Origin of the sequence: Micromonospora arborensis, assembly GCF_003205615.1 — a bacterium.
GTDB lineage: Bacteria > Actinomycetota > Actinomycetes > Mycobacteriales > Micromonosporaceae > Micromonospora > Micromonospora arborensis.
Genome location: NZ_PYBV01000015.1, coordinates 1 through 23,852 on the forward strand (window position 1 = coordinate 1; position 23,852 = coordinate 23,852).

Annotated in this window: 21 protein-coding genes; 15 read left to right on the top strand and 6 right to left on the bottom strand. The window is 70.3% G+C overall.

Annotated elements, in window-relative coordinates; genetic code table 11:
- Positions 1–197 precede the first annotated feature (197 nt).
- Positions 198–446: an SDR family oxidoreductase gene (locus tag C7C45_RS35690; RefSeq protein ID WP_425271135.1), complete on the top strand. Its 249-nt coding sequence runs from the start codon at positions 198–200 to the stop codon at positions 444–446.
- Between the two features lie 94 nt (positions 447–540).
- Complete coding sequence (locus tag C7C45_RS12730) at positions 541–1,152, top strand: TetR/AcrR family transcriptional regulator (RefSeq protein ID WP_110563929.1); 612 nt, start codon at positions 541–543, stop codon at positions 1,150–1,152.
- Positions 1,153–1,160: 8 nt separating this feature from the next.
- On the opposite strand, the gene C7C45_RS12735 is transcribed toward C7C45_RS12730, so the two are convergent.
- A complete protein-coding gene (locus C7C45_RS12735; protein ID WP_110563859.1) occupies positions 1,161–1,712 on the bottom strand; it encodes a DinB family protein in 552 nt (183 codons plus the stop codon).
- A gap of 129 nt (positions 1,713–1,841) precedes the next feature.
- Here C7C45_RS12735 and C7C45_RS12740 point away from each other — a divergent pair, with 129 nt between their 5' ends.
- The 3 genes from C7C45_RS12740 to C7C45_RS12750 all read left to right on the top strand — a co-directional run bounded on the left by C7C45_RS12740 (position 1,842) and on the right by C7C45_RS12750 (position 6,320).
- A complete protein-coding gene (locus C7C45_RS12740) occupies positions 1,842–4,628 on the top strand; it encodes an AAA family ATPase (RefSeq protein ID WP_110563860.1) in 2,787 nt (928 codons plus the stop codon).
- Between the two features lie 61 nt (positions 4,629–4,689).
- Positions 4,690–5,838, top strand: a complete 1,149-nt coding sequence (locus C7C45_RS12745; RefSeq protein WP_110563861.1) for an acyl-CoA dehydrogenase family protein — start codon at positions 4,690–4,692, stop codon at positions 5,836–5,838.
- A gap of 17 nt (positions 5,839–5,855) precedes the next feature.
- Positions 5,856–6,320, top strand: coding sequence for a MaoC family dehydratase (locus C7C45_RS12750; protein ID WP_110563862.1), 465 nt, complete (start codon positions 5,856–5,858; stop codon positions 6,318–6,320).
- Positions 6,321–6,410: 90 nt separating this feature from the next.
- On the opposite strand, the gene C7C45_RS12755 is transcribed toward C7C45_RS12750, so the two are convergent.
- On the bottom strand, positions 6,411–7,463 hold the full coding sequence (locus C7C45_RS12755) for a zinc-dependent alcohol dehydrogenase family protein (RefSeq protein WP_110563863.1): 1,053 nt from the start codon (positions 7,461–7,463) through the stop codon (positions 6,411–6,413).
- A 114-nt stretch (positions 7,464–7,577) separates the two neighbouring features.
- Between C7C45_RS12755 and C7C45_RS12760 the strand changes: the two genes are divergently transcribed.
- Positions 7,578–8,381: a helix-turn-helix domain-containing protein gene (locus C7C45_RS12760; protein ID WP_110563864.1), complete on the top strand. Its 804-nt coding sequence runs from the start codon at positions 7,578–7,580 to the stop codon at positions 8,379–8,381.
- Between the two features lie 106 nt (positions 8,382–8,487).
- The gene (locus C7C45_RS12765) at positions 8,488–9,225 is read left to right on the top strand and encodes a VOC family protein (RefSeq protein WP_110563865.1); all 738 of its coding nucleotides are present in this window, start codon (positions 8,488–8,490) and stop codon (positions 9,223–9,225) included.
- A 1-nt stretch (position 9,226) separates the two neighbouring features.
- On the opposite strand, the gene C7C45_RS12770 is transcribed toward C7C45_RS12765, so the two are convergent.
- The gene (locus C7C45_RS12770) at positions 9,227–9,715 is read right to left on the bottom strand and encodes a MarR family winged helix-turn-helix transcriptional regulator (RefSeq protein WP_110563866.1); all 489 of its coding nucleotides are present in this window, start codon (positions 9,713–9,715) and stop codon (positions 9,227–9,229) included.
- 30 nt (positions 9,716–9,745) lie between these two features.
- Here C7C45_RS12770 and C7C45_RS12775 point away from each other — a divergent pair, with 30 nt between their 5' ends.
- The gene (locus C7C45_RS12775) at positions 9,746–10,822 is read left to right on the top strand and encodes a bifunctional NAD(P)H-dependent oxidoreductase/GNAT family N-acetyltransferase (protein ID WP_110563867.1); all 1,077 of its coding nucleotides are present in this window, start codon (positions 9,746–9,748) and stop codon (positions 10,820–10,822) included.
- Positions 10,823–10,896: 74 nt separating this feature from the next.
- Here the strand turns inward: C7C45_RS12775 and C7C45_RS12780 are convergent, their stop codons facing one another.
- The 3 genes from C7C45_RS12780 to C7C45_RS12790 form a co-directional block, all read right to left on the bottom strand.
- Entirely contained in the window at positions 10,897–12,051 is a 1,155-nt protein-coding gene (locus tag C7C45_RS12780) for a cellulose binding domain-containing protein (RefSeq protein ID WP_244200356.1), read from the bottom strand.
- A 242-nt stretch (positions 12,052–12,293) separates the two neighbouring features.
- Positions 12,294–13,301: an acetylxylan esterase gene (locus C7C45_RS12785; RefSeq protein WP_110563869.1), complete on the bottom strand. Its 1,008-nt coding sequence runs from the start codon at positions 13,299–13,301 to the stop codon at positions 12,294–12,296.
- A gap of 14 nt (positions 13,302–13,315) precedes the next feature.
- Positions 13,316–14,353 carry a LacI family DNA-binding transcriptional regulator gene (locus C7C45_RS12790; RefSeq protein WP_110563870.1) on the bottom strand — a complete coding sequence of 346 codons (1,038 nt, stop codon included), beginning with the start codon at positions 14,351–14,353 and terminating at the stop codon, positions 13,316–13,318.
- 318 nt (positions 14,354–14,671) lie between these two features.
- Between C7C45_RS12790 and C7C45_RS12795 the strand changes: the two genes are divergently transcribed.
- The 7 genes from C7C45_RS12795 to C7C45_RS12825 all read left to right on the top strand — a co-directional run bounded on the left by C7C45_RS12795 (position 14,672) and on the right by C7C45_RS12825 (position 23,753).
- A complete protein-coding gene (locus C7C45_RS12795) occupies positions 14,672–17,047 on the top strand; it encodes a beta-xylosidase/alpha-l-arabinosidase (RefSeq protein ID WP_110563871.1) in 2,376 nt (791 codons plus the stop codon).
- 10 nt (positions 17,048–17,057) lie between these two features.
- A complete protein-coding gene (locus C7C45_RS12800) occupies positions 17,058–18,047 on the top strand; it encodes an ABC transporter permease (protein WP_110563872.1) in 990 nt (329 codons plus the stop codon).
- On the top strand, positions 18,044–18,952 hold the full coding sequence (locus C7C45_RS12805; protein WP_244200357.1) for a carbohydrate ABC transporter permease: 909 nt from the start codon (positions 18,044–18,046) through the stop codon (positions 18,950–18,952). Before C7C45_RS12800 ends, C7C45_RS12805 begins: the two co-directional genes overlap by 4 nt.
- Positions 18,953–19,005: 53 nt before the next feature.
- Positions 19,006–20,643, top strand: a complete 1,638-nt coding sequence (locus tag C7C45_RS12810) for an ABC transporter substrate-binding protein (RefSeq protein WP_110563873.1) — start codon at positions 19,006–19,008, stop codon at positions 20,641–20,643.
- Positions 20,644–20,719: 76 nt separating this feature from the next.
- The gene (locus tag C7C45_RS12815) at positions 20,720–21,409 is read left to right on the top strand and encodes a DUF624 domain-containing protein (RefSeq protein ID WP_110563874.1); all 690 of its coding nucleotides are present in this window, start codon (positions 20,720–20,722) and stop codon (positions 21,407–21,409) included.
- Positions 21,406–21,618 carry a hypothetical protein gene (locus C7C45_RS12820; protein WP_110563875.1) on the top strand — a complete coding sequence of 71 codons (213 nt, stop codon included), beginning with the start codon at positions 21,406–21,408 and terminating at the stop codon, positions 21,616–21,618. Before C7C45_RS12815 ends, C7C45_RS12820 begins: the two co-directional genes overlap by 4 nt.
- Entirely contained in the window at positions 21,615–23,753 is a 2,139-nt protein-coding gene (locus C7C45_RS12825; protein ID WP_208641152.1) for an alpha-glucuronidase, read from the top strand. The genes C7C45_RS12820 and C7C45_RS12825 overlap by 4 nt, the downstream gene beginning before the upstream one ends.
- Positions 23,754–23,852: the final 99 nt, after the last annotated feature.

Genomic DNA, 23,852 nt, shown 5'->3' on the forward strand with positions numbered 1-23,852 from the left:
AGCGTCTTGCACTTGCTGTCTCGGCAGAAGGGGCATTCCACCCATGTCGACAACCGAAGCTGCAAGATCGGCGCGACCCTGGAGCTAGCGCTCCCGCCGGGCGTGGTTACGCGGGACCACGCCCGGCTGGTCGTTGTCCTGCGGCGGTGTCTTCGGGGCGTTGACCGACACCGATCAGCCCTTCTACTATTTGCACTGTGAATGCATATATGGGTTGGCTCGATGATCGTGTCGCCGTCGTCACCGGCGCCAGTCGAGGCATCGGCCTGGCCATCGCCGAGCGCCTCGTCGCCGAAGGCGCCCGGGTCGGCCTGACCGCTCGCCTCGGTCTGCCGCCGGACGTGGCGGGCGCGGTCGCCTTCCTGGCCTCCGACGACGCCGCCTGGATCACCGGGCAGACGATCGTCTGCGACGGGGGCGTCTCGCTGTCCGGCCGGGCCGGATGACGACGCCAGCGGTCGGGCCGGGGCCGCTGATCACCGCCCGTCTAGAATCGACGGGGCGTCGGGGGACGCCATGGGGGTGAAGGGGCGGGGGCGGATGGACGGGGTCGAGGTCGTGGGCCGGGTCGATGGGCGCACCGCCAGGGCCGAGCGCACCCGCGCGGCCATCGTCGAGGCGCATCTCGCACTCATCTCCGAAGGCGACCTCCGCCCGACCGGGGAACGCATCGCCGAACGGGCCGGCATCTCGCTGCGGACGCTCTGGACCAACTTCAAGGACATGGAGACGCTCTTCGAGGCGAGCGGCGCGGAGGTGCTCCGCCAGCAGGACGCCGCCTACCGCCCGATCTCACCGGGGCTGCCGCTGGCCAAGCGGGTCGACGCGTACTGCCGGCAACGGGCCCGACTGCTCCAGCTCATCACCCCGTCGGCGCGGGCCGCCCAGATGCGGGAGCCGGTCTCCGACCAACTGCACCGCAACCGCCTCAAGCACATCGACCGGGTGCGCGACGAGGTCGAGGAGCTCTTCGCCGTCGAGCTGACCGAAGCCGGCCAGGGGCGGGAGCAACTGCTCAACGCCCTCGTCGCCGCGAGCATGTGGCCGGCCTGGTCGATGCTGCGGTACGGCCTCGGGCTCGGCGTGGACCAGGCCCGTGCGGTGATGACCCGCACGGTGGGCGCCCTGCTGGCCGAGGTCGCAGCCGACTGACGCCGGACTCAGTCGGGCGGGCTCTCCCCGGTCAGTCCGTCCACCGACTCCCGGATGAGGTCGGCGTGGCCAACGTGTCGCGCGTACTCCTCGATGAGTGTGAGCAGGATGTATCGCAGGCTCGGTGACTCGCCCCGGGAGTTGGTGAACTTTCCCACCTGCTCCAGGCCGCCGTCGACCAGCGCTTCTGCAACGACCGACCGTGATCTGAGCACGGCAGATCGCCAAAGGGCCACCAACTGCTCGGGCGACTCATCGGCGGCCGAACGCCAGTCCCAGTCGGGGTCGGCGTCCCAGTCGACCACGTTCCACGGTGGGCCCGCCTCGCGCCCCAGCAGCCAGGAGGCAAAGATGTCGTCCTCGACGTGGGCCATGTGCTTGAGTAGCCCGCCCAAGGTCATCGACGATGGGGCGAGCTGTGCCCGTAGGCCCTCCGCGTCCAGTTCCCCGCATTTCCACGCCAACGTCGCGCGCTGCCGCTCGAGGAAGCCCAGAAGGGTGGCGGCCTCTTCGGCCGCGAGGGGAGGCTTGGCGGTGATCTGCTCGTCGACCTCGGTCATGGCGGTGACCCTACCGACCGGCCCTGCCGACCGGCCCTACCGGCTTCGACCCCGTGCGCCTGCCGCTGCTGTCGCGTGGCAGAGGAACTCCTCTTTCCATTCGGTTTCCCATGAGTGACACTGACTGGCATGGTTACTGCATCGAGAGTGCAACTAACCGTACTGCGTGGTCGGGACGACGAGTGGCAGGCTGTCCGGAGTCTGCTCGACGGCGTGACCGGTGGCGGTGGGGCCCTGCTGCTGCACGGTGAGCCGGGCTCTGGCCGGACGGCGCTGGTCGGCCACGCCCACCGGTACGCCGAGGACTGCACGGTGCTCGCGGCGGCCGGACTGGCCGAGGAGTCCGCGCTGCCGTACGCCGGCCTGCAACGCCTGCTCGACCCGGTGCTCCACCGTGCCGCCGCCCTGCCGGACGAGCAGCACCGGCTGCTGCGCCGCGCGCTGGCCGGGGAGAGCTGCCCGGCCGATCGTCAACTGACGTTGTCCATGGCGGTGCTCGGGCTGCTCGCCGCCGCCGCCCGGGACCGTCCGCTGCTCGCCACCATGGACGACGTCGACCGGGGTGACCCGCAGACCGCGCAGGTGCTGGCCTTCGTGGCCCGCCGACTGCGGCACCTACCGGTCGCAGTCCTGCTCACCGCGGACGTCGCCGTCACGGTCGACGGGATACCGGCGCACCGACTCCGGCCACTGAACGCGCGGGACAGCGTCGCCGTCCTCATCGACCGGCTGCCCGAGCGGCCCGCCGCGTCGGTCCTGACCGCGCTGGCCGTGACCGGTGGCGGCAACCCGCAGGCCCTGGTGGACCTTGCCGAGGTGCTCAGCCCGGCCCAGTGGCGCGGGGAGGAGGCGCTGCCCACGGCACCGCCGGCGGACGGTGCTCTGGGCCGCGCGTACCGGGCCCGTCTGGACCGGTTGCCCCCGGACACCCGGCGGGTGCTGCTGCTCGCCGCACTCGACGAGGCCGGTGCGCCGGGCACCCTGATCCGTGCCGCGGGGGCGGCCGGCACCGAGGCCGAGGCGCTCGCTCCGGCGGAGGTCGCCGGCCTGGTCCGCGTCGAACCGTGGGGCGTCACCTTCCCCCAGCCGCTGGTCCGCACGATGATCGCGGCCAGCGCGCCACTCGCCGAGCGCCGCGCGGCACACCGACTTCTCGCCGGGGTGCTGGTCGCGGACGGGCACCGGTTGCGCCGGGCCATGCACCTCGCCGCCGCGACGGCGGGTGCCGATCCGGCCCTCGCCACCGAGCTGGAAGAAGCGGCGGCCGGTGGAGTCGGCGACTGGGCCACCGCCTCGGCGGCGCTGCGGTGGGCCGCGGAACTCAGCGGCCATCCCACCCAGACGGCCGCCCGCCTGCTGACCGCCGCTCGTTACGCCTGGGCCGGGGGCCAACCCGACGTGGCCCGACTGCTGCTCGATCGCCTCCGCGTGGTCTCCAGGGACCCGGCCGTCCGGGGCCGCGCCGATCTGCTGCGCGGTGAGTTGGAGTTGCGGTGCGGTCGCGCGTCCGGAGCGTCGGTCACGTTGCTGACCGCCGCTACCGCGGTGGCCGGCACCGACCGCGCACTGGCGTTGTCCGGGCTGGTGCGGGCCGGCGAGGCGATCTGCTTCGCCGGTGACCAGTACCGGTACGCCGAGGTCGGCCGTCGGGCGCTGGCGTTGCGGCGACCGACCGACCCACCGGTGATGGAGCTGATGGGTTGTCTGGTCGCCGGGGTGGCGGCGACCCTGCGGGGTGACCATGAGCGAGCCGGCCCCGCGCTGCGTCGCGCCGTCGTGCTGGGCGGCCGGTTGACCGGGTCGGCGCTGACCCCCACCGCGCTCAATTGCGCGGCGGCGGCCGGCCTGGTGGTTGCGGTGGACGGCGCGGCGCACCGGCTCGCCGAGCGCGCTGTCGGGTTGGCCCGGGAGCGGGGCGAGTTGTCCGTGCTGTCGCGGGCACTGGAGTTGCGGGCGGTCGCCGAGTACTGGCTGGGCCGGCACGAGGCGGCGGCGGAAACCTCCCGCGACGGGCTCCGGGTCGCCCGCGCCTCGGGTCAGATCAACTGCGCCAGCGTCCATCTGGGCATGCTCGCCGTGCTCGCCGCGATCCGGGCCGACCGCGACACCAGTCTGCGGCACCTCCGCGAGATCGGTGAGTCGCCAACGCCGGGCAGCCGTCCGCACGCCCTCGCCGGGTGGGCCCTGGCGGTGCTCGACCTCATCGACGGCCGGCACGCCGAGGCCGCGGACCGGTTGGCGTCGCTGGCCCGGCTCGGCACCGGTCGAGGTCAGGTCCTCGTGCAGGTGATGGCAACTCCTTATCTGGTGGAGGCGGCGGCGCACCTGGCGCACCGACCGGCGGCAACGGCGGCGCTCGCCGTCTTCGACCGCTGGGCCAGCAGCACCGCGAGCCCGTTGCGCCGGGCCCTGTCCGCCCGGTGTCACGCGCTGCTCGCACCGCGGGGCGGCGCCGAGGCGGAACGGGATTTCCAGACGGCGTTGCGGCTGCACCCGACGGAGGCCGGCACGTTCGAGCGGGCCCGCACCGAGCTGCTCTTCGGTCAGGAACTGCGGCGCAGCCGACGCCCTCGCGACGCGCGTACGCACCTGCACCAGGCCCGCGAGATGTTCAGCCTGCTCGGGGTGGCGTGCTGGGCTGAGCAGGCCACCACGGAGTTGCGGGCGGCCGGGGAGTCGGTCGGTCCGCCGGACCTGCCGGCGGCACGACTGTTGACCGGCCAGCAACTGCGGATCGCCGAGCTGGTCGCGGAGGGCGCCACCAACCGGGAGATCGCCGCCCGGATGTTCCTGTCCACCCGTACGGTCGACCACCACCTGCGCAACGTGTTCCACCGACTTGGCATCCGTTCGCGCACCGAGCTGGCCCGCGCGTTCGCCACCGAGCGGCACGTCGGCCTGACCTCCGACCGGTGACGGTGGAGCCGGGCACCGTCCGCTCTGGACGGCTTAAACTATCACCGCTAGTTTAATGGCCATGGAGCTGACCCTCTCCGCCGAGCAGGCCGCTGTCCGTCAGTTGGCCGCGGAGTTCGCCGACCGCGAGCTGGTGCCGCACGCCGCCGCCTGGGACCGGCGCGAGTCGGTCGACCCGGCCATCGTCGCCATGCTCGGCGACCTGGGCTTCCTGGGGCTGACCATCGCCGAGGCCGACGGCGGCTCCGGCGGCGACCACCTCGCGTACTGCCTGGTCCTGGAAGAGCTCGGCCGGGGCGACTCCGCGGTGCGCGGCATCGTCTCGGTCTCCCTCGGCCTGGTCGCGAAGTCGATCGCCGCGCACGGGACGGCGGCACAGCGGACCGAGTGGCTGCCCCGACTCTGCGCCGGCACCGCACTCGGCTGTTTCGCGCTGACCGAGCCGGACAGCGGCTCCGACGCGGCCGCGCTGCGGACCCGCGCGGTCCGCGACGGCGCCGACTGGCTGCTCACCGGCACGAAGACGTTCATCACCAACGGCACGACCGCCGACGTCGCACTGGTCTTCGCCCGCACCGGCGGCCCCGGGCACCGGGGCATCACCGCGTTCCTGGTGCCCACCGACAGCCCCGGCCTGGCCCGACGGGAGATCCACGGCAAGCTGGGCCTGCGCGGCCAGGCAACCGGCGAGCTGCGCTTCGACGAGGTACGCGTCCCCGACACCGCCCGCCTCGGCGCCGAGGGCAGCGGGTTCCGGCTGGCCCTGGCGACCCTCGCCAAGGGCCGGATGTCGGTGGCCGCCGGCTGTGTCGGCATCGCCCAGGGCTGCCTCGACGCCGCCGTCGGCTACGCCGGGCAGCGAACCCAGTTCGGCAAGCCGATCGCCGGCCACCAGCTCGTCCAACAACTACTCGCCGCCATCGCGGTGGACACCGCCGCCGCCCGGCTGCTGGTCTGGCAGGTGGCCGACCTGATCGACCGCGACCAGCCGTTCGCGACCGAGGCGTCGATGGCCAAGCTCTTCGCCAGCGAGGCCGCCGTCCGCGCGGCCAACAACGCGGTCCAGGTCTTCGGTGGGTACGGCTACGTCGACGAATACCCGGTCGGCAAGTACCTGCGGGACGCCCGGGTCGCCACCCTCTACGAGGGCACCAGCCAGATCCAGCAACTCCTCATCGGACGCGCGCTCACCGGCGTCAACGCCTTCTAGCTCCAAGGAGACCTGGCATGAGAGTCTTCAGCTCGTTCGAGGAACTGTCAGCCGCGGTCGGCGAACACCTCGGGCCCGGTCCGTGGCAACGTATCGAGCAGAGCCGTGTCGACCTCTTCGCCGACGCCACCGACGACCACCAGTGGATTCATCTCGACCCGGTCCGGGCCGCGGCGGGCCCGTTCGGCGCGACGATCGCCCACGGGTACCTGACGCTGTCGCTGCTGCCGGCGCTGGCCCGCGAGCTCTACCGGGTCGAGGGGGTGGCGATGGGGGTCAACTACGGGCTGAACCGGGTCCGCTTTCCCGCCCCGGTGCGGGTCGGTGCCGCCGTACGGGCCACCGCCACCATCGCCGAAGTGTCCCCGGTGATCGGCGGTGTGCAGTTGGTCGCGACGGTCACCGTGGAGAGCGACAGCGGCGGCAAGCCGGTCTGCGTAGCCGAGACGGTCAGCCGGCTCTACGGAGCTGAAGGTCGTTGACGCCTTGAGGCGCGGCGACGGGATCCGTTGCCGCCCCCTCCTGCCTGCGGGTAACTGGATTGGTTCCGGTCCCGTCGCCGTACCGCCCGGTTATGGGATTTGGACGATGACCTTTCCGAACGGGCTGGCCGACTCGTAGTGCCGGAACGCCGCGCCGGCCTCCTCGAACGGGAACACTCGGTCGGTGACGGGGCGAAGCTGGTGCGCGGTGATGATCTCGTTCAGCTTGGTGAACTGGGCGTGACTTCCGACCGCCAACGCCCGGACCGTCGCGGCGACGCCGAACAGCAGGCGAGGGTCGAGTGGTGGCCAGTCACCGGAGAGAGACCCGACGAACGCGACGTGCCCGTTGATGGCGAGCGACCTCAGCGACTGCTCCAGTGTTCCGGCGGTGTCGACGACCCGATCGACCCCGCGCCCGCCGGTGCTGTCGCGGACCGCGGTGTGCCAGTCGGGAACGGCCCGATAGTTGACGACCTCGTCCGCGCCGAGGTCACGAAGGCGCTGCTCCTTTTCCGCCTGGCCCGTCGTGGCGATCACCCTCGCGCCGAGCAGCTTGGCCAGTTGTACGACGAACAGGGATACGCCGCCCGAGCCGGTGGTGAGCACCGTGTGCCCCGGCTGGATCCCAGGACCGTCCCCGGTCAGCGCGTTCCACGCGGTGACGGCGGCACACGGCAGCGTCGCGGCTTCGGCGTAGGAGAGGTGTTCGGGGACCGGAACGAGGGCTTGCTCCGGGAGGACGGCGAGTTCGGTGAGCATGCCGTCGAGGGAGCCTCCCAGTTGTGGCAGGCATGACGGCGTCAGGGGGCCATCCTGCCAATGCGGGAACAGCGTGGCGGTGACCCGATCGCCCGGTCGTACCCGCTGGACACCTGGCCCCACGGCGACGACCTGCCCGGCACCGTCGGAGACGGGGATGACGTCCGGTTTGACGGGCAGCACGTACTGCCCGCGCAGCACCAGCAGATCGCGGAAGCTGAGCGAGGCGGCGCGGACCGCGACTGCGACCTCGCCGACACCTGGTGTGCGTGGTTCGTGGGTACGCAACGTCAGGCCGTCGATGCCGTCGCCGCTGTTGACGTGGTAGCTCCGCACGGACGGGGGTAGGTCGGTGGGGTTCTCCACGTCGATGTCAGCCATCGTGATCCTTCGGTCGTGATGATCGTTGCGACCACGACTGTTCTGCGTCGGCCGCGCCGCGACAATTCCCCGGAGGGAATCGCCAACCGGCGCGGCACCCGGTACACAGGAAGAATGATCACCGAATCCGCAGCTGGCGGCCTCGCGGGCGCGTTACGTACGTGGCGCACCCGACGACGCGTCAGCCAACTCGAACTGGCGGTGCGGGCCGGCACCACGCAACGGCACGTCAGCTTCATCGAGAGCGGACGCTCAACCCCGGGCCGGGCGATGATCATACGGCTGGCCGAATCGCTGGAGGTGCCGATTCGCGAACGCAACGAACTGCTCCTCGCCGCCGGATTCGCCCCCGTGTACCCGCAGCGCGAGCTGGACGACCCTCAACTGGCACCGATCCGAACCGCCCTCGAACGCGTCCTGCACGGCCACCTGCCGTACCCGGCCGTGATCGTCGACCGGCACGGCGACCTCGTCTCCGCCAACGCCGGCTTCGACATGATCACCCGCGGAGTGGACCCACACCTGCTCACCCCACCGGTGAGCGTCCCCCGGGTCCTGCTGCACCCGCGCGGTCTCGCACCCCGCATCGTCAACCTCGACGAGTGGGCCTGGCACATCATCGGCAGTGTCCAGGCCGAAAGCGTCCGCCACCCGAGCGACCGGCTCCAGCGCCTCGTCGCGGAACTCGTCGACCTGGCACCCGCGCGGCCACGGCAGCTCTCGCCACACCACCTCGGGTTCGCGGTGCCGTTGCACCTGCGCACGGGTGGCCCGGACAACCGGGAACTGCGGCTCATCACCACACTCACCCACTTCGGCACCGCCACCGACGTCACCATCGCCGAGCTGCGCCTGGAAGCATTCCTCCCGGCCGACGAAGCGACCAGCGCCGCACTTGCCGAACTCGTCCGGTGGTGAACAGCGTCCGCTCATGACGGGCGTGCCGTACCGGTCGACATCCGGCACTGTCGAGAGACCAGAACGGCTGATCTTCAGGCGCCCGGCTGCCGCTAGCATTGTCGCCGTGGCGACGCGGCTTGTGCAGATCAACATGAAGGCTCGGGACGACTCCGCGCTTGGCGGTTTCTGGGCGGAGGTCCTCGGCTGGGGGCTCTCCAGCGAAGGGCCCGGCGTGACCAACCTCGAACCCGAGGGCTTCGTCTACCCCGACCCCGTCGCCGTCTGCGTCGACCTCATCGCCTCGCCGGAACCCAAGACGGTCAAGAACCGCGTGCACGTCGACCTCGCCACCTCCTCGGCGGCCCAGCAGGCGGCGATGGTCACGCGTCTGAAGGATCTCGGCGCGACAACCGCCGACGTGGGCCAGGGCGACGTCCCATGGACGGTCATGGCCGACCCGGAGGGCAACGAGTTCTGTGTGCTGGACCCCCGACCGCTCTACCGGGACACCGGACCGATCGCCGCGGTCGTGGTCGACTGCGCGGATCCGCGAGCCATGGCCCGCTTCTGGAGCAACGCCATGGACTGGACGCTGCACGAGGTGACCGACCACAAGGCGGTACTGCGCTCGGCCAAGGGCGTCGGCCCATACCTGGAGTTCGTCCGCACACCCGATGTGAAGGTCGGGTGGAATCGTGTCCATCTCGACGTCCGCCCGTACCCGGGTGACGACCTGGAGGCCGAGGCGGCCAGACTGCTGGCGCTCGGCGCCACCGCCGTCGACCTCGGCGAAAGCGCTGTCCATTGGAAGGTCCTTGCCGACCCGGAAGGCAACGAGTTCTGCCTCCTCACCCCAGCCTGACTCAGGTGGTTGGTCGATCGTCGCCGACCTGGGGTTCCTCCAGCCTGCGGGCGATCTGCTCGATGGCGGCGAGGTCGTCCGGGGCGAGCCGGTCGATGAGGTGGCGTCGTACCGACTGAACGTGGGCCGGTGCCGCGTCCTCGAGTGCCTCCAGGCCTTGCTCGGTGAGCACGAGGAAGCAACCTCTGCCGTCGGCTGGGTCGGGTGTGCGCCGCAGCAGACCGCGGGACTCCATCCGGGTGGCGTGCCGGGACAGCCGGCTGCGTGACCAGCCCATCTTGTCGGCCTGTTCGCCCAGGCTGCTGGTGTGGCCGGTCCGCTCCGACAGGGTGCTCAGCACCTCGTAGTCGGGTTCGGAGAGCCCGACCGCGGCCAGGTCGCGCGCCGTGCCGGTCTGGACCGCGACCACGACGCGCAGGAACGCCCGCCAGGCGCGTTCCTCATCAGGGTTCAACCAGGGTACGGCCCCGACCGGCGGTGTAGTTGACATGTAAACAAGCTACCACCTATGCTCGTTTCCATGTCAACGAAACCTACGCGTGTCCTCGTCCTGACGTGCAGCACCCGCCCAGGCGCCCTCGGCCCGGTGGTGGCCCAGTGGCTGACCGAAACGGTCGCCTCTCGTGCTGCGGCGCTCGGCGTCGAGCTCGTGCCGGTGGCCCTCGGCGAGCTGAACCTGCCGTTCCTCGACGAGGAGGAGCATCCGTCGTCGGGCGTTTACCAGCAGGAACACACACGTCGGTGGAGCGCGATCGTCGACGCGGCTGATGGCTTCATCGTGGTCACGCCGGAATACAACTACGGGATGCCGGCGACGCTGAAGAACGCGCTGGACTACCTCAGCCGCGAGTGGGCATGGAAGCCGATCGGCTTCGTCAGCTACGGCAACACGTCGGCGGGCACCCGGTCGGTTCAGCATGCCAAGCAGGTGGTGACGACCCTCCGCCTGGTCCCGGTGGGCGCCACGGTCGCGATTCGCATCGGCGAGGCGGTGGAGAGTGGACAACTGCGTCCCGACGCGACCCGTGACGCGACGGGTCTCGGGTTGCTCGATGAGGTGGTCCGGGTTGCCCACGCTCTGCGGCCACTGCGCGAACGCGGCCGAGTCGGGGCGCTGTCTGGACCGTTGCCCGGGTCGTACGTGCGGCGACTGACCCCCGACGACGCGGCCGAGGTCACGGTGCTGCAGCGGTGCTGCTGGGTGGACGAGGCCGTCGTCAACGACACCCTGGCCATACCGGCCCTGCATGAGTCGCTGGAGGAGGTGCGCGACTGGCTGGAGGCCTGGCACGTCACGGGCATCTGGTTGGACGGCCGACTGCTGGGCATGGTGCGGGCGCGTCGCGACGGCACCGACTGGCACATCGGTCGGCTCGCCGTCGTGCCCGACCTGCGGGGGCATGGGCTCGGTCGTTGGCTGCTACGCACCGCCGAAACCAGCGCGGGACCTGATTGCCGTCGTGTTCTGCTGTCCACCGGCGCGAAGAGCTTGCGCAACATCGACCTTTACCGCAGTGAGGGATACCAGTCGGATTCACTCGACCGCCCGGACGGAACCACCCGCCTCACCAAGGACATTTCCGTCAGGCAGCGCTGATTGCTGCCGGCCTCCGAGGGTGGTCCAAGGGGTGCGGTGCCGGGCCCGTGCTGCCCGGCACCGCGACTGAAACGTCAGGCGACCGCGCAGGCGGTGCCGTTGAGGGTGAACGCGGACGGCCGGCCGGCATTGCCGGTGTGGGTCGCCTGGAAGCCGATGTCGACCGAGGTGTTCGCCGCGATCGTCGAGTTGTAGGAGACGTTGCGAGCGGTCACCGCCCCGCTCGACGGGGAGTAGCTGGCATTCCAGCCGCTGGTGATGGTCTGCCCGCTGGGCAGCGTGAATCCCAGCGCCCAACCGTTGACCGGCGTGCTGCCCGTGTTGGTCACCGAAACGGATGCGGTGAGACCGTTGCCCCAGGCGTTGACCGTGTACGCGACGCGGCACCCGCCGGACGGCGGGGGAGTGGTGGGTGGCGCGGTGGTCGGCGGCGCGGTGGTGGGTGGAGCCGTGGTCGGAGGTGTGTCGCCGCCGATGCTGCCGGGCACCAACCGGAGAGCGTCGTACCAGGCCACGGCCATCTTGCGGTAGCCCGTGGCGTTGGGATGCACCCCGTCGGCCAGGTCGCTGAGCGTCAGAGCGCGGTACATGTCGACCAGGTGGACGCGCTTACCGGCGGCGGCCCGGCTCTGCACGATTCCGGGGATCGCGGCGTTGTAGCCCCGGACCTGGTTGTCCGCACCCGACTTCGGGATGATCGTCGCGACGAACACGTCCGCGTTCGGTGCGGTGTTGGTGATCCGGTCGACCAGGGTGGCGAGCCGGGCCGGGGCGCCGGACGTGTCGCCGTACATGTCGTTGGTGCCGATGTGCAGCAGCACCGTCCGGGGATTCGTGGCCCGCAACCAGTTGACGACATTGGCGTCGATCTGGGCGATCGTCCACCCGGAATGGCCTTGGTGATCGTGGTCGCCAAGGCTGGATGGGCCGTTGAACTGGGAGCCGACGAAGTCGATCCGGTAACCGCCGCTGGTGAACCGCTGCCAGAGCTCGATCCGGTAACCGCCCGGGACGTTGAACCCGTCGGTGATCGAGTCGCCGAGGGGCATCACGCGTACGCCGCCGTTGGATTCCGCGCTCGCGGGAGTGGTCGCGATCGGTACGGCGGCGGCCACGGCGGCGACGGCCGCCAGGGCGGCCCACCACAGGCGAGCCCGCCGGGGCTTCGGCGGCGCTGCGGTGGCGGTGGGTGGGGGAGGAACGGGATGGCCGAGCGTTGCACTGCTCATGGGACTTCCTCCGGTGGTGGGTGCGCGACAACAGCGGCCACCGAGGAGCCGGATGCCGCCAGCACGTGGTACGCGGGGAGTGGGGCTGCGGAACGACCAAGAACCCGGACGTCTTCACTGGTGGTCGTACCGATTCGCGGTGCGGGAGTGTGCCCGGCACTCCGCTGACGCACCATAGCGTGTTATCGCTAACACGAGCAATAGATCGGTGATCGACTATGGCTCGGGGTGGTGCGGCGGTGTCAGTTCGTGGATGCGTGCGCCGGGTGGAGCACCGAGTCGAGCCAGCGCAACTGACGCCGGACGTGCACGGCCTCGCCGCCCTCGTGACCATTGAACGGGTAGACGTGCATCTCGCGCGCCGGCGGGACCGGTAGCCGGGCCGCCGCGCCGTACTGGTTGTAGGCGGCGAAGCCGGTTCGCGGCGGACAGACGGTGTCGCGCAGCCCGATCCCGAAATGGGCCGGCGCCGTCGCGCGACGAGCGAAGCTCACCCCGTCGACGTAGGACAGGGTGCGCCACACCGCGTCCTCGGCGTCCCGGTGCACGGCCAGGTAGCGGGCGATCTCGCCGTACGGCGCGGGATCGCTGACCTGGACCGCCCGGCGCATGTCGCAGAGGAACGGGGCGGTGGTGAGCACCGCGCTGAGGTCGTCGACGAGACCGGCCACCGCCAGGGCGATGCCGCCGCCCTGGCTGTTGCCGACCAGGGTGACCCGGTCACCGTCGACTCCCGGTAGGGCGCGGACGGCCTCGACCGCCCGGACCGCGTCGGTGATCAGGCGGCGGTAGTGGTAGTCCCGCGGGTCGAGGATCCCCCAGGTGACCGGCGAGGGCCCACCGGGTGCGCCGTGCGGGTCGGCGGTGTCGCCCGCGCCGTACTGCCCCGCCTGGCCCCGGTTGTCCATGAGCAGGTGGGCGTACCCGGCCACCGGCCAGGTCAGCCGCTCGTGTGGCAGGCCGCGACCACGGCCGTAGCCGGGGTACTCGACCACGGTGGGCAGGGGCTCCGCAACACCAGCCGGGCGGGTGTACCAGGCCCGCACGGGGTCACCGCCGAAGCCCGCGAAGGTGACGTCCCAGGAGTCGAGCAGTCGCAGGTCGGTGGGCTCTGGCCGGACGTCGACGAGCACCGGCCGGGCGACCGCCTCGGCGAGGGTGTCGCGCCAGAACTGGTCGAAGTCGTCCGGCTCGTCGATGGTCGGCGAGTATTGCTCCAGAGCATCGAGGGAGAAGGGGGAGTTCGGCACAGGTCCTCGCAGGGTCAGTGCGGCTGGGCGGGGGGTGCGGTGCTCTCCCGGACGACCAACTCGGTCACCAGGTCGATCCGGCTGGTCGCTGGCTCGTTGCCCCTGGTCAGGTCGAGCAGCATCTGGGTGGCGATGCCAGCCATGTCGCGCAACGGCTGGTTGATGGTGGTGAGGGCCGGGTCGGTCCACGCGGATACCGGCAGGTTGTCGTACCCGATCACCGAAAGGTCCTCGGGCACACGGAGGCCGCACTGGCGAGCGGCCCGGAGCACCCCCATGGCCTGGATGTCGGAGCCGGCGAAGATCGCCGTGGGTCGGGATGGTCGCCGGAGCAGTTCCAGCCCGTGGGCGTGCCCGGCACCTGCGGAAAAGCTGCCGTAGCGGATCAGCTCGCGGTCGACGGTGATCCCGGCTTCGTCGTGGGCCGACTGGAAGCCAGCCGCCCGGGCGCGGCTGCAGAGCATGTCGGGTGGCCCGGAGATGATGGCGATCCGCCGGTGCCCCAGCTCCAGGAGGTGCCGGGCGGCGAGCAGGCCGCCGTTCCAGTTGTTGGAGCCGACGGTGGGCACGGAGGCCGAGGTCGCGCTGTCGGTGTCGACGACGACGAACGGTATGCCCTGGCGCCGCAGGTGCTGTTGTTGGGCCTCGGCCAGATGGGAGAGGACGAACACCACGCCCAGCGGGCGATCGGCGAGTACCGCGTCCAGCCATCGTGCCGGCGGCCGGTGCGCGCCGTCGAGTTGAGCGACCGACAACCCGACGCCGGCCGCGGTGGTCACCGCCTCGACACCGCGCAAGATCTCCATCGCCCAGCCGGTGTCGAACTCGTGGAACACGAGATCGATCCGACCTCCGCCGGTCGAGGATCGGCGGGTGCGACGCTGGTACCGGTGGCGGTCGAGGCTCGCCTCCACGCGTGCTCGGGTGCCGGGGGCGACATCACCACGTCCGTTGAGGACCTTGGACACCGTCGCGACCGAGACGCCGACGTCGTTGGCGATGGTCGCGATCGTGGTGGAGGCGGGTGGGCCGAGCGGGCGGTGCTCTGTCATCGCAGCCTCATACAACATCCGAAAGTTTCGGCAGACCCTAACACGATTGGCGGTTCCCGCCAGCCGGTCCGGCGGTCACTCTGCCCCGTTCGCCGGTCGATTTCCGGCGCTCGCGCAACCGAGCGCCGATGTCGACGTCACCGTGTGCAGACAGCGACCACCGGAGGTAGAGATCGAACCCTTGACACACATCGATGCGCCACTTAGGTTGCCGAAAAGGTTACGCAGGCTTCCGGAAAGTTTCGGATCGTGGAAACGTCCGCCACGGAACTGCTTCCGCGAGGCACGGGGATGTGGGCGGAGCTAAGGGGTCTTGGCATGAGAAGTCAGTCACCTGTGGATGGCGACGCCGCCCCGTGGCGCGATCCGCAGTTGTCGCCGACCGCCCGAGCCGAGGCGCTCCTGCCCTTGCTGTCGCTGGAGGAGAAGGTCGCCCAACTCGTCGGAGTCTGGGTCGGTGCCGAGGCGTCCGGCGAGGGCGTCGCCCCCCACCAGTCCGACATGATGAGCGAGCCGCTCGATTGGAGCAGCGTCATCCGGTACGGCTTGGGCCAGCTCACCCGCCCGTTCGGCACCGCGCCGGTCGACCCGGTGGTCGGCGCCCGGTCGCTCGCCGCCTCCCAGGCACAGATCGTCGCCAACAGCCGGTTCGGGATTCCGGCCCAGGTGCACGAGGAGTGCCTCACCGGGTTCGCGGCCTGGCGGGCCACCGTCTACCCGACCCCACTCAGCTGGGGCGCTTCCTTCGACCCGGAACTGGTCGAGGCGATGGCCGACCGGATCGGGCGCTCGATGCGCGCCGCGGGCGTACACCAGGGGCTCGCACCGGTCCTCGACGTCACCCGCGACTACCGCTGGGGTCGCACCGAGGAGACGATCGGCGAGGACCCCTACCTGGTGGGGACCACCGGTGCCGCGTACGTGCGGGGTCTGGAGGGTGCCGGCGTCGTGGCCACCCTCAAACACTTCGCCGGCTACTCCGCCTCCCGGGGCGGGCGCAACCACGCCCCGGTGCCGATGGGTCGTCGGGAACTGGCCGACGTGATCCTGCCGCCGTTCGAGATGGCCCTTCGGCTCGGCGGCGCCCGCTCGGTGATGAACTCCTACGCCGAGATCGACGGCCTGCCCGCCGCCGCCGACGAGGAGTTGCTGACCGGTCTGCTGCGCGACGATTGGGGCTTCACCGGCACGGTGGTCTCCGACTACTTCTCCCTCCGTTTCCTGCAGACCCTGCACGGTGTGGCCGAACGCTCCGCCGACGCCGCCCGGCTCGCCCTGCGTGCCGGAATCGACGTCGAACTGCCCACCGTGGACACCTTCGGCACCCCGCTGGTCGAGGCGGTACGCGGCGGTGACGTCGACGAGGCGCTGATCGACCGGGCGCTGCGGCGGGTGCTGATCCAGAAGATCGAGCTCGGTCTGCTCGACGACGGCTGGCAGGAGTTGCCCGACGACGCCGCTTCCCTGCGACTCGACGACGAGATCAGCCAGGACGTGGCCGTACGCCTGGCCCGGGAGTCCGTCGTCCTGCTGCACAACAACGGCGTCCTCCCGCTGCCCACCGGCGGTCGGGTCGCCCTGGTCGGCCCGGCCGCCGACGACCCGATGGCCATGCTCGGCTGTTACTCCTTCCCCAACCACGTGGGCGTGCACCACAGTGAGTTCGGGCTCGGCCTGGACATCCCCTCGCTGCGCGACGAGCTGGCCCGACGCGTCCCGTTGCTCAGCCACGAGCCGGGCTGCGCCATCACCGGCGACCACACCTCCGGCATCCCGGCCGCGGTCGCCGCGGCCGCCGCCGCCGACGTGTGCGTGCTCGCCGTCGGCGATCGGGCGGGAATGTTCGGCCGGGGCACCTCCGGCGAGGGCTGCGACGCCGCCGACCTGCGGTTGCCTGGCGTGCAGGCCGAGCTCGTCCGAGCCGTCCTCGCCACCGGTACCCCGGTCGTCGTGGTGCTGATGGCCGGTCGCCCCTACGCGCTCGGTCCGGAGTTCGACGCCGCGGCAGCCGTGGTGCAGGCGTTCTTCCTCGGCCAACTCGGCGGGCAGGCGCTCGCCGAGGTGCTCACCGGCACGGTGAACCCGTCCGGCCGCCTGCCGGTGAGCGTTCCCCGCGACGCCGGCGGAATGCCGAGCACCTACCTGTCGCCGCCACTCGGCCACCGCAACAAGGTGTCCTCGATCGATCCCACCCCGGCGTACCCGTTCGGCCACGGCCTGAGCTACACCACCTTCGAGTGGTCCGACGCCACCGTCGTCGAGCCGGCGAACGAGTCGCCGGATGACCCGGCCGCCTGGCCGGTCGACGGCGTGGTGCGGGTGCGGATCACCGTCGCCAACACCGGTGACCGGGCCGGCGCCGAGGTGGTGCAGCTCTACCTGCACGACCCGGTCGCGCAGACCACCCGCCCGGTGGTCCGGCTGGTCGGCTACGCCCGACTGCCGCTGGAATCCGGCGAGGCGGCGCACGTGACGTTCGGCGTGCCGGCCGACCTGACGTCGTTCAGCGGCCTGACCGGCCGGCGGGTCGTCGAGCCCGGCGCGGTCGAGCTGCGGTTCGGCCGGTCCAGCGGCGAGACGGTGGCGACCCTGCCGCTGCGACTGACGGGCGTCGAGCGCCAGGTCGGCCACCAGCGGGAACTGCTCACGTCGGTGCGGGTCGAGCCCCTCGTGGCCGTCCCGCATTCCGCCTAGGAGGCCGAGGATGACATCGACGTTACGGCCACCGCCGCCGGCGCCACCCCGTTCACCGTCGAAGGCATCCGGTCCCGCCGGGCGGTCGCCGCGACGGCGCCGAAGCTGGCGGCAGGCGTTACGCCGGGACTGGCAGCTCTACTCGCTCGCCATCCTGCCGCTGCTGTTCTTCCTGATCTTCCGGTACCTGCCGATGGTCGGCAACGTCATCGCGTTCCGCCGGTTCAAGCCGGGCGGCAACATCTTCGGTGAGTACTGGGTCGGCCTGCGCTACTTCCGGATGTTCTTCACCGACCCGACGTTCTGGGAGGTCTTCACCAACACACTGGTGCTCGGGACGCTGACCCTGCTGTTCTGCTTCCCGTTGCCGATCGTGCTGGCGCTGCTGCTCAACGAGGTGCGTGCCAAGCGGTTCAAGCGGTTCGTGCAGTCCGTGTCCTACCTGCCGCACTTCCTGTCGATCGTGATCGTGGCGGCGATGGTCATGCAGCTGACCTCGATCGAGGGCGCCGCCAACCAGCTCGTCCGGATGTTCGGCGGCGACCCGGTGGCGTTCCTGCAACAACCGGGTTGGTTCCGCACCATCTACGTCTCGTCCGAGGTCTGGCAGACCGTCGGCTGGGGCACGATCCTCTACCTCGCCGCCCTCACCACGATCGACCAGGACCTGTACGAGGCGGCCCGGATCGACGGCGCCGGCCGGTTACGGCAGACCTGGCACGTGACGTTGCCCGGTATCCGGCCGACGATGATGACGCTGCTGATCCTCAACATCGGCAGCTTCATGGCGGTCGGGTTCGAGAAGATCCTGCTGCTCTACAACCCGCTGACGTACCCGACCGCGGACGTGATCTCCACCTACCTGTTCCGGATGGGCTTCCAGTCCAGCAACTTCAGCTACGCCGCCGCCATCGGTCTCTTCGAGGCGGTGATCGGGTTGGTCCTGGTCCTGACGGCGAACCTCATCTCCCGGCGCACGGTGGGGACGAGCCTGTGGTGATCCTCGGTACGAAGAGCGAAGCCCCGAAGACGCGTGGGCCGGTGGACAGTCGCGGTTACCGGATCTTCCGGGTGGTCAACACGGTCGTCCTGATCGGCGTCGTGGTCGTGACGCTGTTCCCGTTCCTCAACATCGTGGCCCGCTCGCTCAGCGAAGAGGCGTACATCATCGCCGGGAAGGTGAGCATCGTCCCGCGCGGGTTCGACCTGACCGCGTACAAGCTGTTGATGTCGGACGCGCTGTTCTGGACGAACTACCGCAACACAGTGGTGTACACGGTGGTCGCCACGCTCATCTCCATCGTGCTGACCACGTGTTACGCCTACGTGCTGTCGAAGCCGCAGCTCAAGGGGCGGAGTTTCCTCGTCGGCGTCGCGCTGTTCACCATGTTCTTCTCCGGTGGTCTGATCCCCAACTACGTGCTGGTCACCAGCCTGGGGATGAAGAACACCATCTGGGCCGTGGTGATCCCCAACGCGATCAGTGTGTTCAACCTGCTGGTCATGAAGGCGTTCTTCGAGAGCCTGCCGACCGAGCTGGAGGAGGCGGCGGCGGTCGACGGGCTGAACACGTACGGCATCCTGCTGCGGATCGTGCTGCCGCTGTCGAAGGCGATCATCGCGACGATGGTGCTCTTCTACGCGGTCTCCTTCTGGAACTCGTGGTTCACCGCGTTCCTCTACCTGGACCAGCAGGATCTACTGCCGGTCACCGTGTACCTGCGCAACCTCATCGCGGGCGCCACCAGCCCCGAGTCGACGGCCGCCAACGCCGACAAGGTCCAGGCCGCAGCCACCCTCCAGGCCGTGACGATCGTGCTCACCACCCTGCCGATCCTGGCGGTCTACCCCTTCGTCCAGCGGTACTTCGTCTCCGGCGTGCTGCTCGGCGCCGTCAAGGGATGACGCCAGGCACCGCAACGATCCACCTCCGCGCCCCACCACCGAAAGGACGAGCCATGCTCCACAAGCCGTGGCGCCGCGTGGCCATAGCCACCGCGGGTCTGCTCGCGCTCACCCTCACCACCGCCTGCTCCGAGGACCCCGCCGAGTCGAAGGACCTCTCCGAGAACCGGGTCGGCGCGATGGAGACCTACGGCGTCGGCGACCAGTTCAAGGCCACCGAGGCGCTCTCCTTCTCCACCCTCTACAACAACCACACGTTCTACCCGCTCAAGGAAGACTGGCTGTTCTGGTCGGAGCTGACCAAGCGGACCAACGTCAAGATCGAACCAGTCGCCGTTCCGCTGAGCGACTACGAGCAGAAGCGCAGCCTGCTGATCGGCGCCGGGGACGCCCCGCTGATCATTCCGAAGACGTACCACCCGCAGGAGGACGCGTTCGTGTCCTCCGGGGCGATCCTCCCGGTGAGCGACTACCTGGATCTGATGCCCAACCTCAAGGACAAGATCACCAAGTGGAACCTCAAGCCGGAAATCGACAACCTGCGGCAGGCCGACGGTAAGTTCTACCTGCTGCCCGGCGTCCACGAAAAGCCCACCCAGGACTACACGGTGCTGGTACGCACCGACATCATGCAGGAGCTCAACCTCCCCGTCCCGAAGACCTGGGACGACCTGTACACGGTGCTCAAGGCGATGAAGGCGAAGTACCCGAACGTCTACCCGTACTCCGACCTGTTCAGCAAGCCCAACCCGATCGGCGCCCTGCTGAACCTCCTCGGCTCGGCCCACGGCACCTACGCGGGCTGGGACTTCCAGCACGCAACCTGGGACCCGACGGCGAAGAAGTTCACCTACACCGGCTCGTCCGAGCAGTACAAGCAGATGGTCACGTACCTGCACAAGCTCGTCGCCGAGGGCCTGCTCGACCCGGAGAGCTTCACCCAGACCGACGACCAGGCACGCCAGAAGCTTGCCAACGGCAAGTCCTTCGTGGTCACCGGCAACGCGCAGACGCTTGTCAACAACCACCGGCCCGACCTGGCCAAGACCCTGCCGAACGCGAAGATGGCCAAGATCCCGCTGCCGATCGGCCCGGCCGGTGAGGTCAATCCCTTCCCCCGGCTCGAGAACGGCATCATGATCTCCTCGAAGGCCCGGGAGAGCAAGAACTTCGTGGCCATGATGCAGTTCATCGACTGGCTGTGGTATTCCGACGCCGGCATGGAGTTCGCTCGCTGGGGCGTCGAGGGCACCACCTTCACCAAGGACGCCTCCGGCAAGCGCTCGGTCACCGCCGAGGTCGACGTCCTCGGGCTCAACCCGAAGGGCACCAAGCACCTGCAGAAGGACTTCGGCTTCTACAACGGCGTCTTCGCCTACGGCGGCACGCCCGACCTGGTCCGTGGCTTCTTCTCCCCGGAGGAGTTGGAGTTCCAGAAGGTGATGGACGCCCGCAAGCCGAGGGAGGTCCCACCGCCGCGCCCCTTCACCGATGAGGAACGCGAGCAGGTGTCGCTCTGGGAGACCCCGCTGAAGGACTTCGTCACCCAGAACACGCTCAAGTTCGCCCTCGGCCAACGGCCCCTCAGCGAGTGGGACGCCTACGTGGCCGAGCTGAAGGCCAAGAACTCCGAGCAGTACATCGACCTGGTCAACAAGGCGTACGAGCGGTTCCAGAAGAACAACGGCTGATCAGCGGAACGTCCGGTCGGGCGGCCACCGCGGCCCGACCGGATCTTCCGGCTGGCACCGCCCGGAGGGAGTTTCAATGAGCGGCAGCGCCCAGGCCTGGCGACAGTTCGGCGACGGGCCACTGTCGCGGGTCACCTCCCGCGTCTACATCCTGCTCGTGGTCGAGTTGCTGCTCCTGCTCACCACCCTGCCCGGCCTGCTCCCGTTGCTGCTGCTGCGCCGCGACCCCAGCAATCTGCCGTTGGTGGCGCTCTTCCTGGTGCCGGTCGGCCCCGCGCTGTCGGCCGCCCTGTACGCCCTGCGCCACCAGCGTCCCGACCTGACCGACCTGCGGCCCGCCGCCACGTTCTGGCGCGGGTACCGGGCCAACCTGTCCGGCGTGCTGCGCGTCTGGGTGCCGACGCTGCTGTGGCTGACCGTGCTCGCCGTGAACCTCGCCTACCTGGGTGCGGTCGGCCTCCCGGGTTGGTGGACGGTACCGCTGGTCCTGCTCGGCGCGGGGGTGACGCTCTGCGCGGCCAACGCCCTGGTGATCACCTCGCTGTTCGACTTCCGCACCCGGGACGTGCTCCGGCTCGCCACGCACTTCCTCGTGCGTACCCCCGGTGTCACCGTCGGCAACGCCCTGCTGCTGGCCGCGGCGGCCGGTATCGCCGCGGTCTTCTCCGAGGCGGTGCTGGCGCTGCTCGCTTCGGTCGCGGTCCTGGCGTTCCTGCGTATCGGTGACCCGATGATCCACCTGATCCGGAAGGAGTTCACCCCATGAGCCTGCCCGTCACCGCCAAGGTGCCCTTCAGGGGCGACGACAACCCGGAACAGTGGCCCGAGGACGTGTACGACTTCTCGTTGCTGGACCGGATCGTCGAGCGTGCCGGCGCCGAGGGACGTGGGATCGGCACCGGCGGCCAGACGGTGTCCGGCGCTTCCCTGCGGCTGCCGGCGTACGGCGTCGTCGTGCTGCGGGACGACGCGTGAACGCCGAAGGGTCTGCGGACCTGGAACAGTTGGTGTTCGTCGAAGAGCCGGAGGGCACCGACGAGCCGCGCGTACACGCCGCCTGGCTGCCCCCGGAGGCGTTCCGGGCGCTCGGCGCCCGACGCGTCCTCGTGCACGGCCATGGGCTGCTCGTCGACACCGTCCTCGACGAGGTGTCGCGTGCCTGCGCGCGCTACGGCGGGCGGGTGTGGCATTCCCCCTCCTGGGACGTCGACGTCGACCTGGTGCTCGCCCTGCGTGGTGCCGGTGAGCTGCCCAACCCGGCGGTGGAGGCGGCGCGCGCTGCGGGGGAGGCGGCGCTTGCCGAGTTCGGCGACGGCGGGACGCTCGGCGACGAGGGGTTCGTGCTGGCGCGGGCCGGCGAGGTGACCGCGGTGGTGGCCGACGCGCCCGCCGGTCTGCTGTACGGGCTGTTCCACGTGGTTCGGCTCTGTGCGGCGGCCTACGACCCGGCCCGTCCCCCGGAGCGGCACCGGCCGGCGCTGCGCCGGCGGATGCTGAACCACTGGGACAACGTGGCCGTGCACCCGGTGATGGGCCAGGTGGAACGGGGGTACGCGGGCGGCTCGATCTTCTGGCACCGGGGCCGACCGCGCGGAGACCTGGCCCGGATCCGGGAGTACGGGCGACTGCTGGCCGCGAGCGGCGTCAACGCGATCTCGGTGAACAACGTCAACGTGGCCCGGACGGAGGCGCTGCTGCTCACCGACCGGCTCGGCGACGTCGCCGAGATCGCGGACGTGCTGCGCCCGTACGGCATCCGGGTGCACCTGTCGATCACCTTCGCCGCGCCGGTGGTCCTCGGTGGTCTGTCGACCGCCGACCCGATGGACGAGGCGGTGCGGGCGTGGTGGGCCGCGGCCACCCGCAACGTGTACGAGCGCATCCCGGACTTCGGCGGCTACGTGGTGAAGGCCGACTCGGAGGGGCAACCCGGCCCGTTCACCTATGGGCGTGACCACGCCGACGGGGCGAACGTGCTGGCCGAGGCCCTCGCCCCGCACGGGGGAGTGGTGCATTGGCGGGCGTTCGTCTACAACCACCACCAGGACTGGCGGGACCGGTCCACCGACCGGGCGCGCGCCGCGTACGACCACTTCGTCCCGTTGGACGGGCGGTTCCGCACCAACGTGATCGTGCAGGTGAAGTTCGGTCCGGTGGACTTCCAGACGCGTGAGCCGGTCTCCCCGGTGCTCGCCGCCATGCCGGCGACCCGGCTGGCGGTGGAGCTGCAGGTCACCCAGGAGTACACGGGTCAGCAGCGGCACGTCTGCCACCTCGGCCCGTGGTGGAGTGAGCTGCTGCGCTTCGAACCCTGGGGTCCGGGTGGACGGACGATCGCCGATGTGGCCACGGGGGAGGCGGAAGCGGGTGGCGGTCTTGTCGCCGTCGCCAACACCGGTGCCGACCTCTTCTGGACCGGGCACCCGTTGGCGCAGGCCAACCTGTACACGTTCGGCCGGCTCGCCTGGGACCCTCGGCTGGACCCGTCGGCGATTCTCGACGAATGGATCTCGCTGACCTTCCCGCCGTCGGCGACCGCGGACCCGGAGCTGGTGGGGCGGACGCTGCACGAGATCATGGACGACTCGTGGCGCACCTACGAGCGGTACACCGCCCCGTTGGGCGTCGGCTTCATGGTTCATCCCGGTGACCACTACGGCCCCGGCATCGACGGGTACGAGTACACGCGGTGGGGCACCTACCACTTCGCCGACCGGGACGGTGTGGGCGTGGACCGCAGCCGCGCGTCGGGCACCGGCTTCGCCGCCCAGTATCCGCCGTACTGGGCCCAGGTGTACGAGTCGCCCGACAGCTGCCCCGACGAGTTGCTGCTCTTCTTCCACCACGTCCCGTACCAGCACGTCCTGCACAGCGGGTCGACCGTCATCCAGCACATCTACGACACCCACTTCGCCGGTGTCGAGGAGGTGGCGGTGATGCGACGGCGCTGGCAGACCCTGAACGGGATGATCGACCCGGCCGTGTACGAGCGGGTGGCCGAACGTCTCGACGAGCAGATGCGGTCCGCCACCGAGTGGCGCGACCAGGTCAACACGTACTTCTTCCGCAAGTCCGGGGTGCCCGACGAGCGCGGACGCGTCATCTACTGATCGGCCACGACGGGGAGGCTCGGCCATCCGGCCGAGCCTCCTCGGCTGTCTCCGGGAAGCCCGGCAGGTTCCGGGAACATTTCGATAATTGCTCGGGAC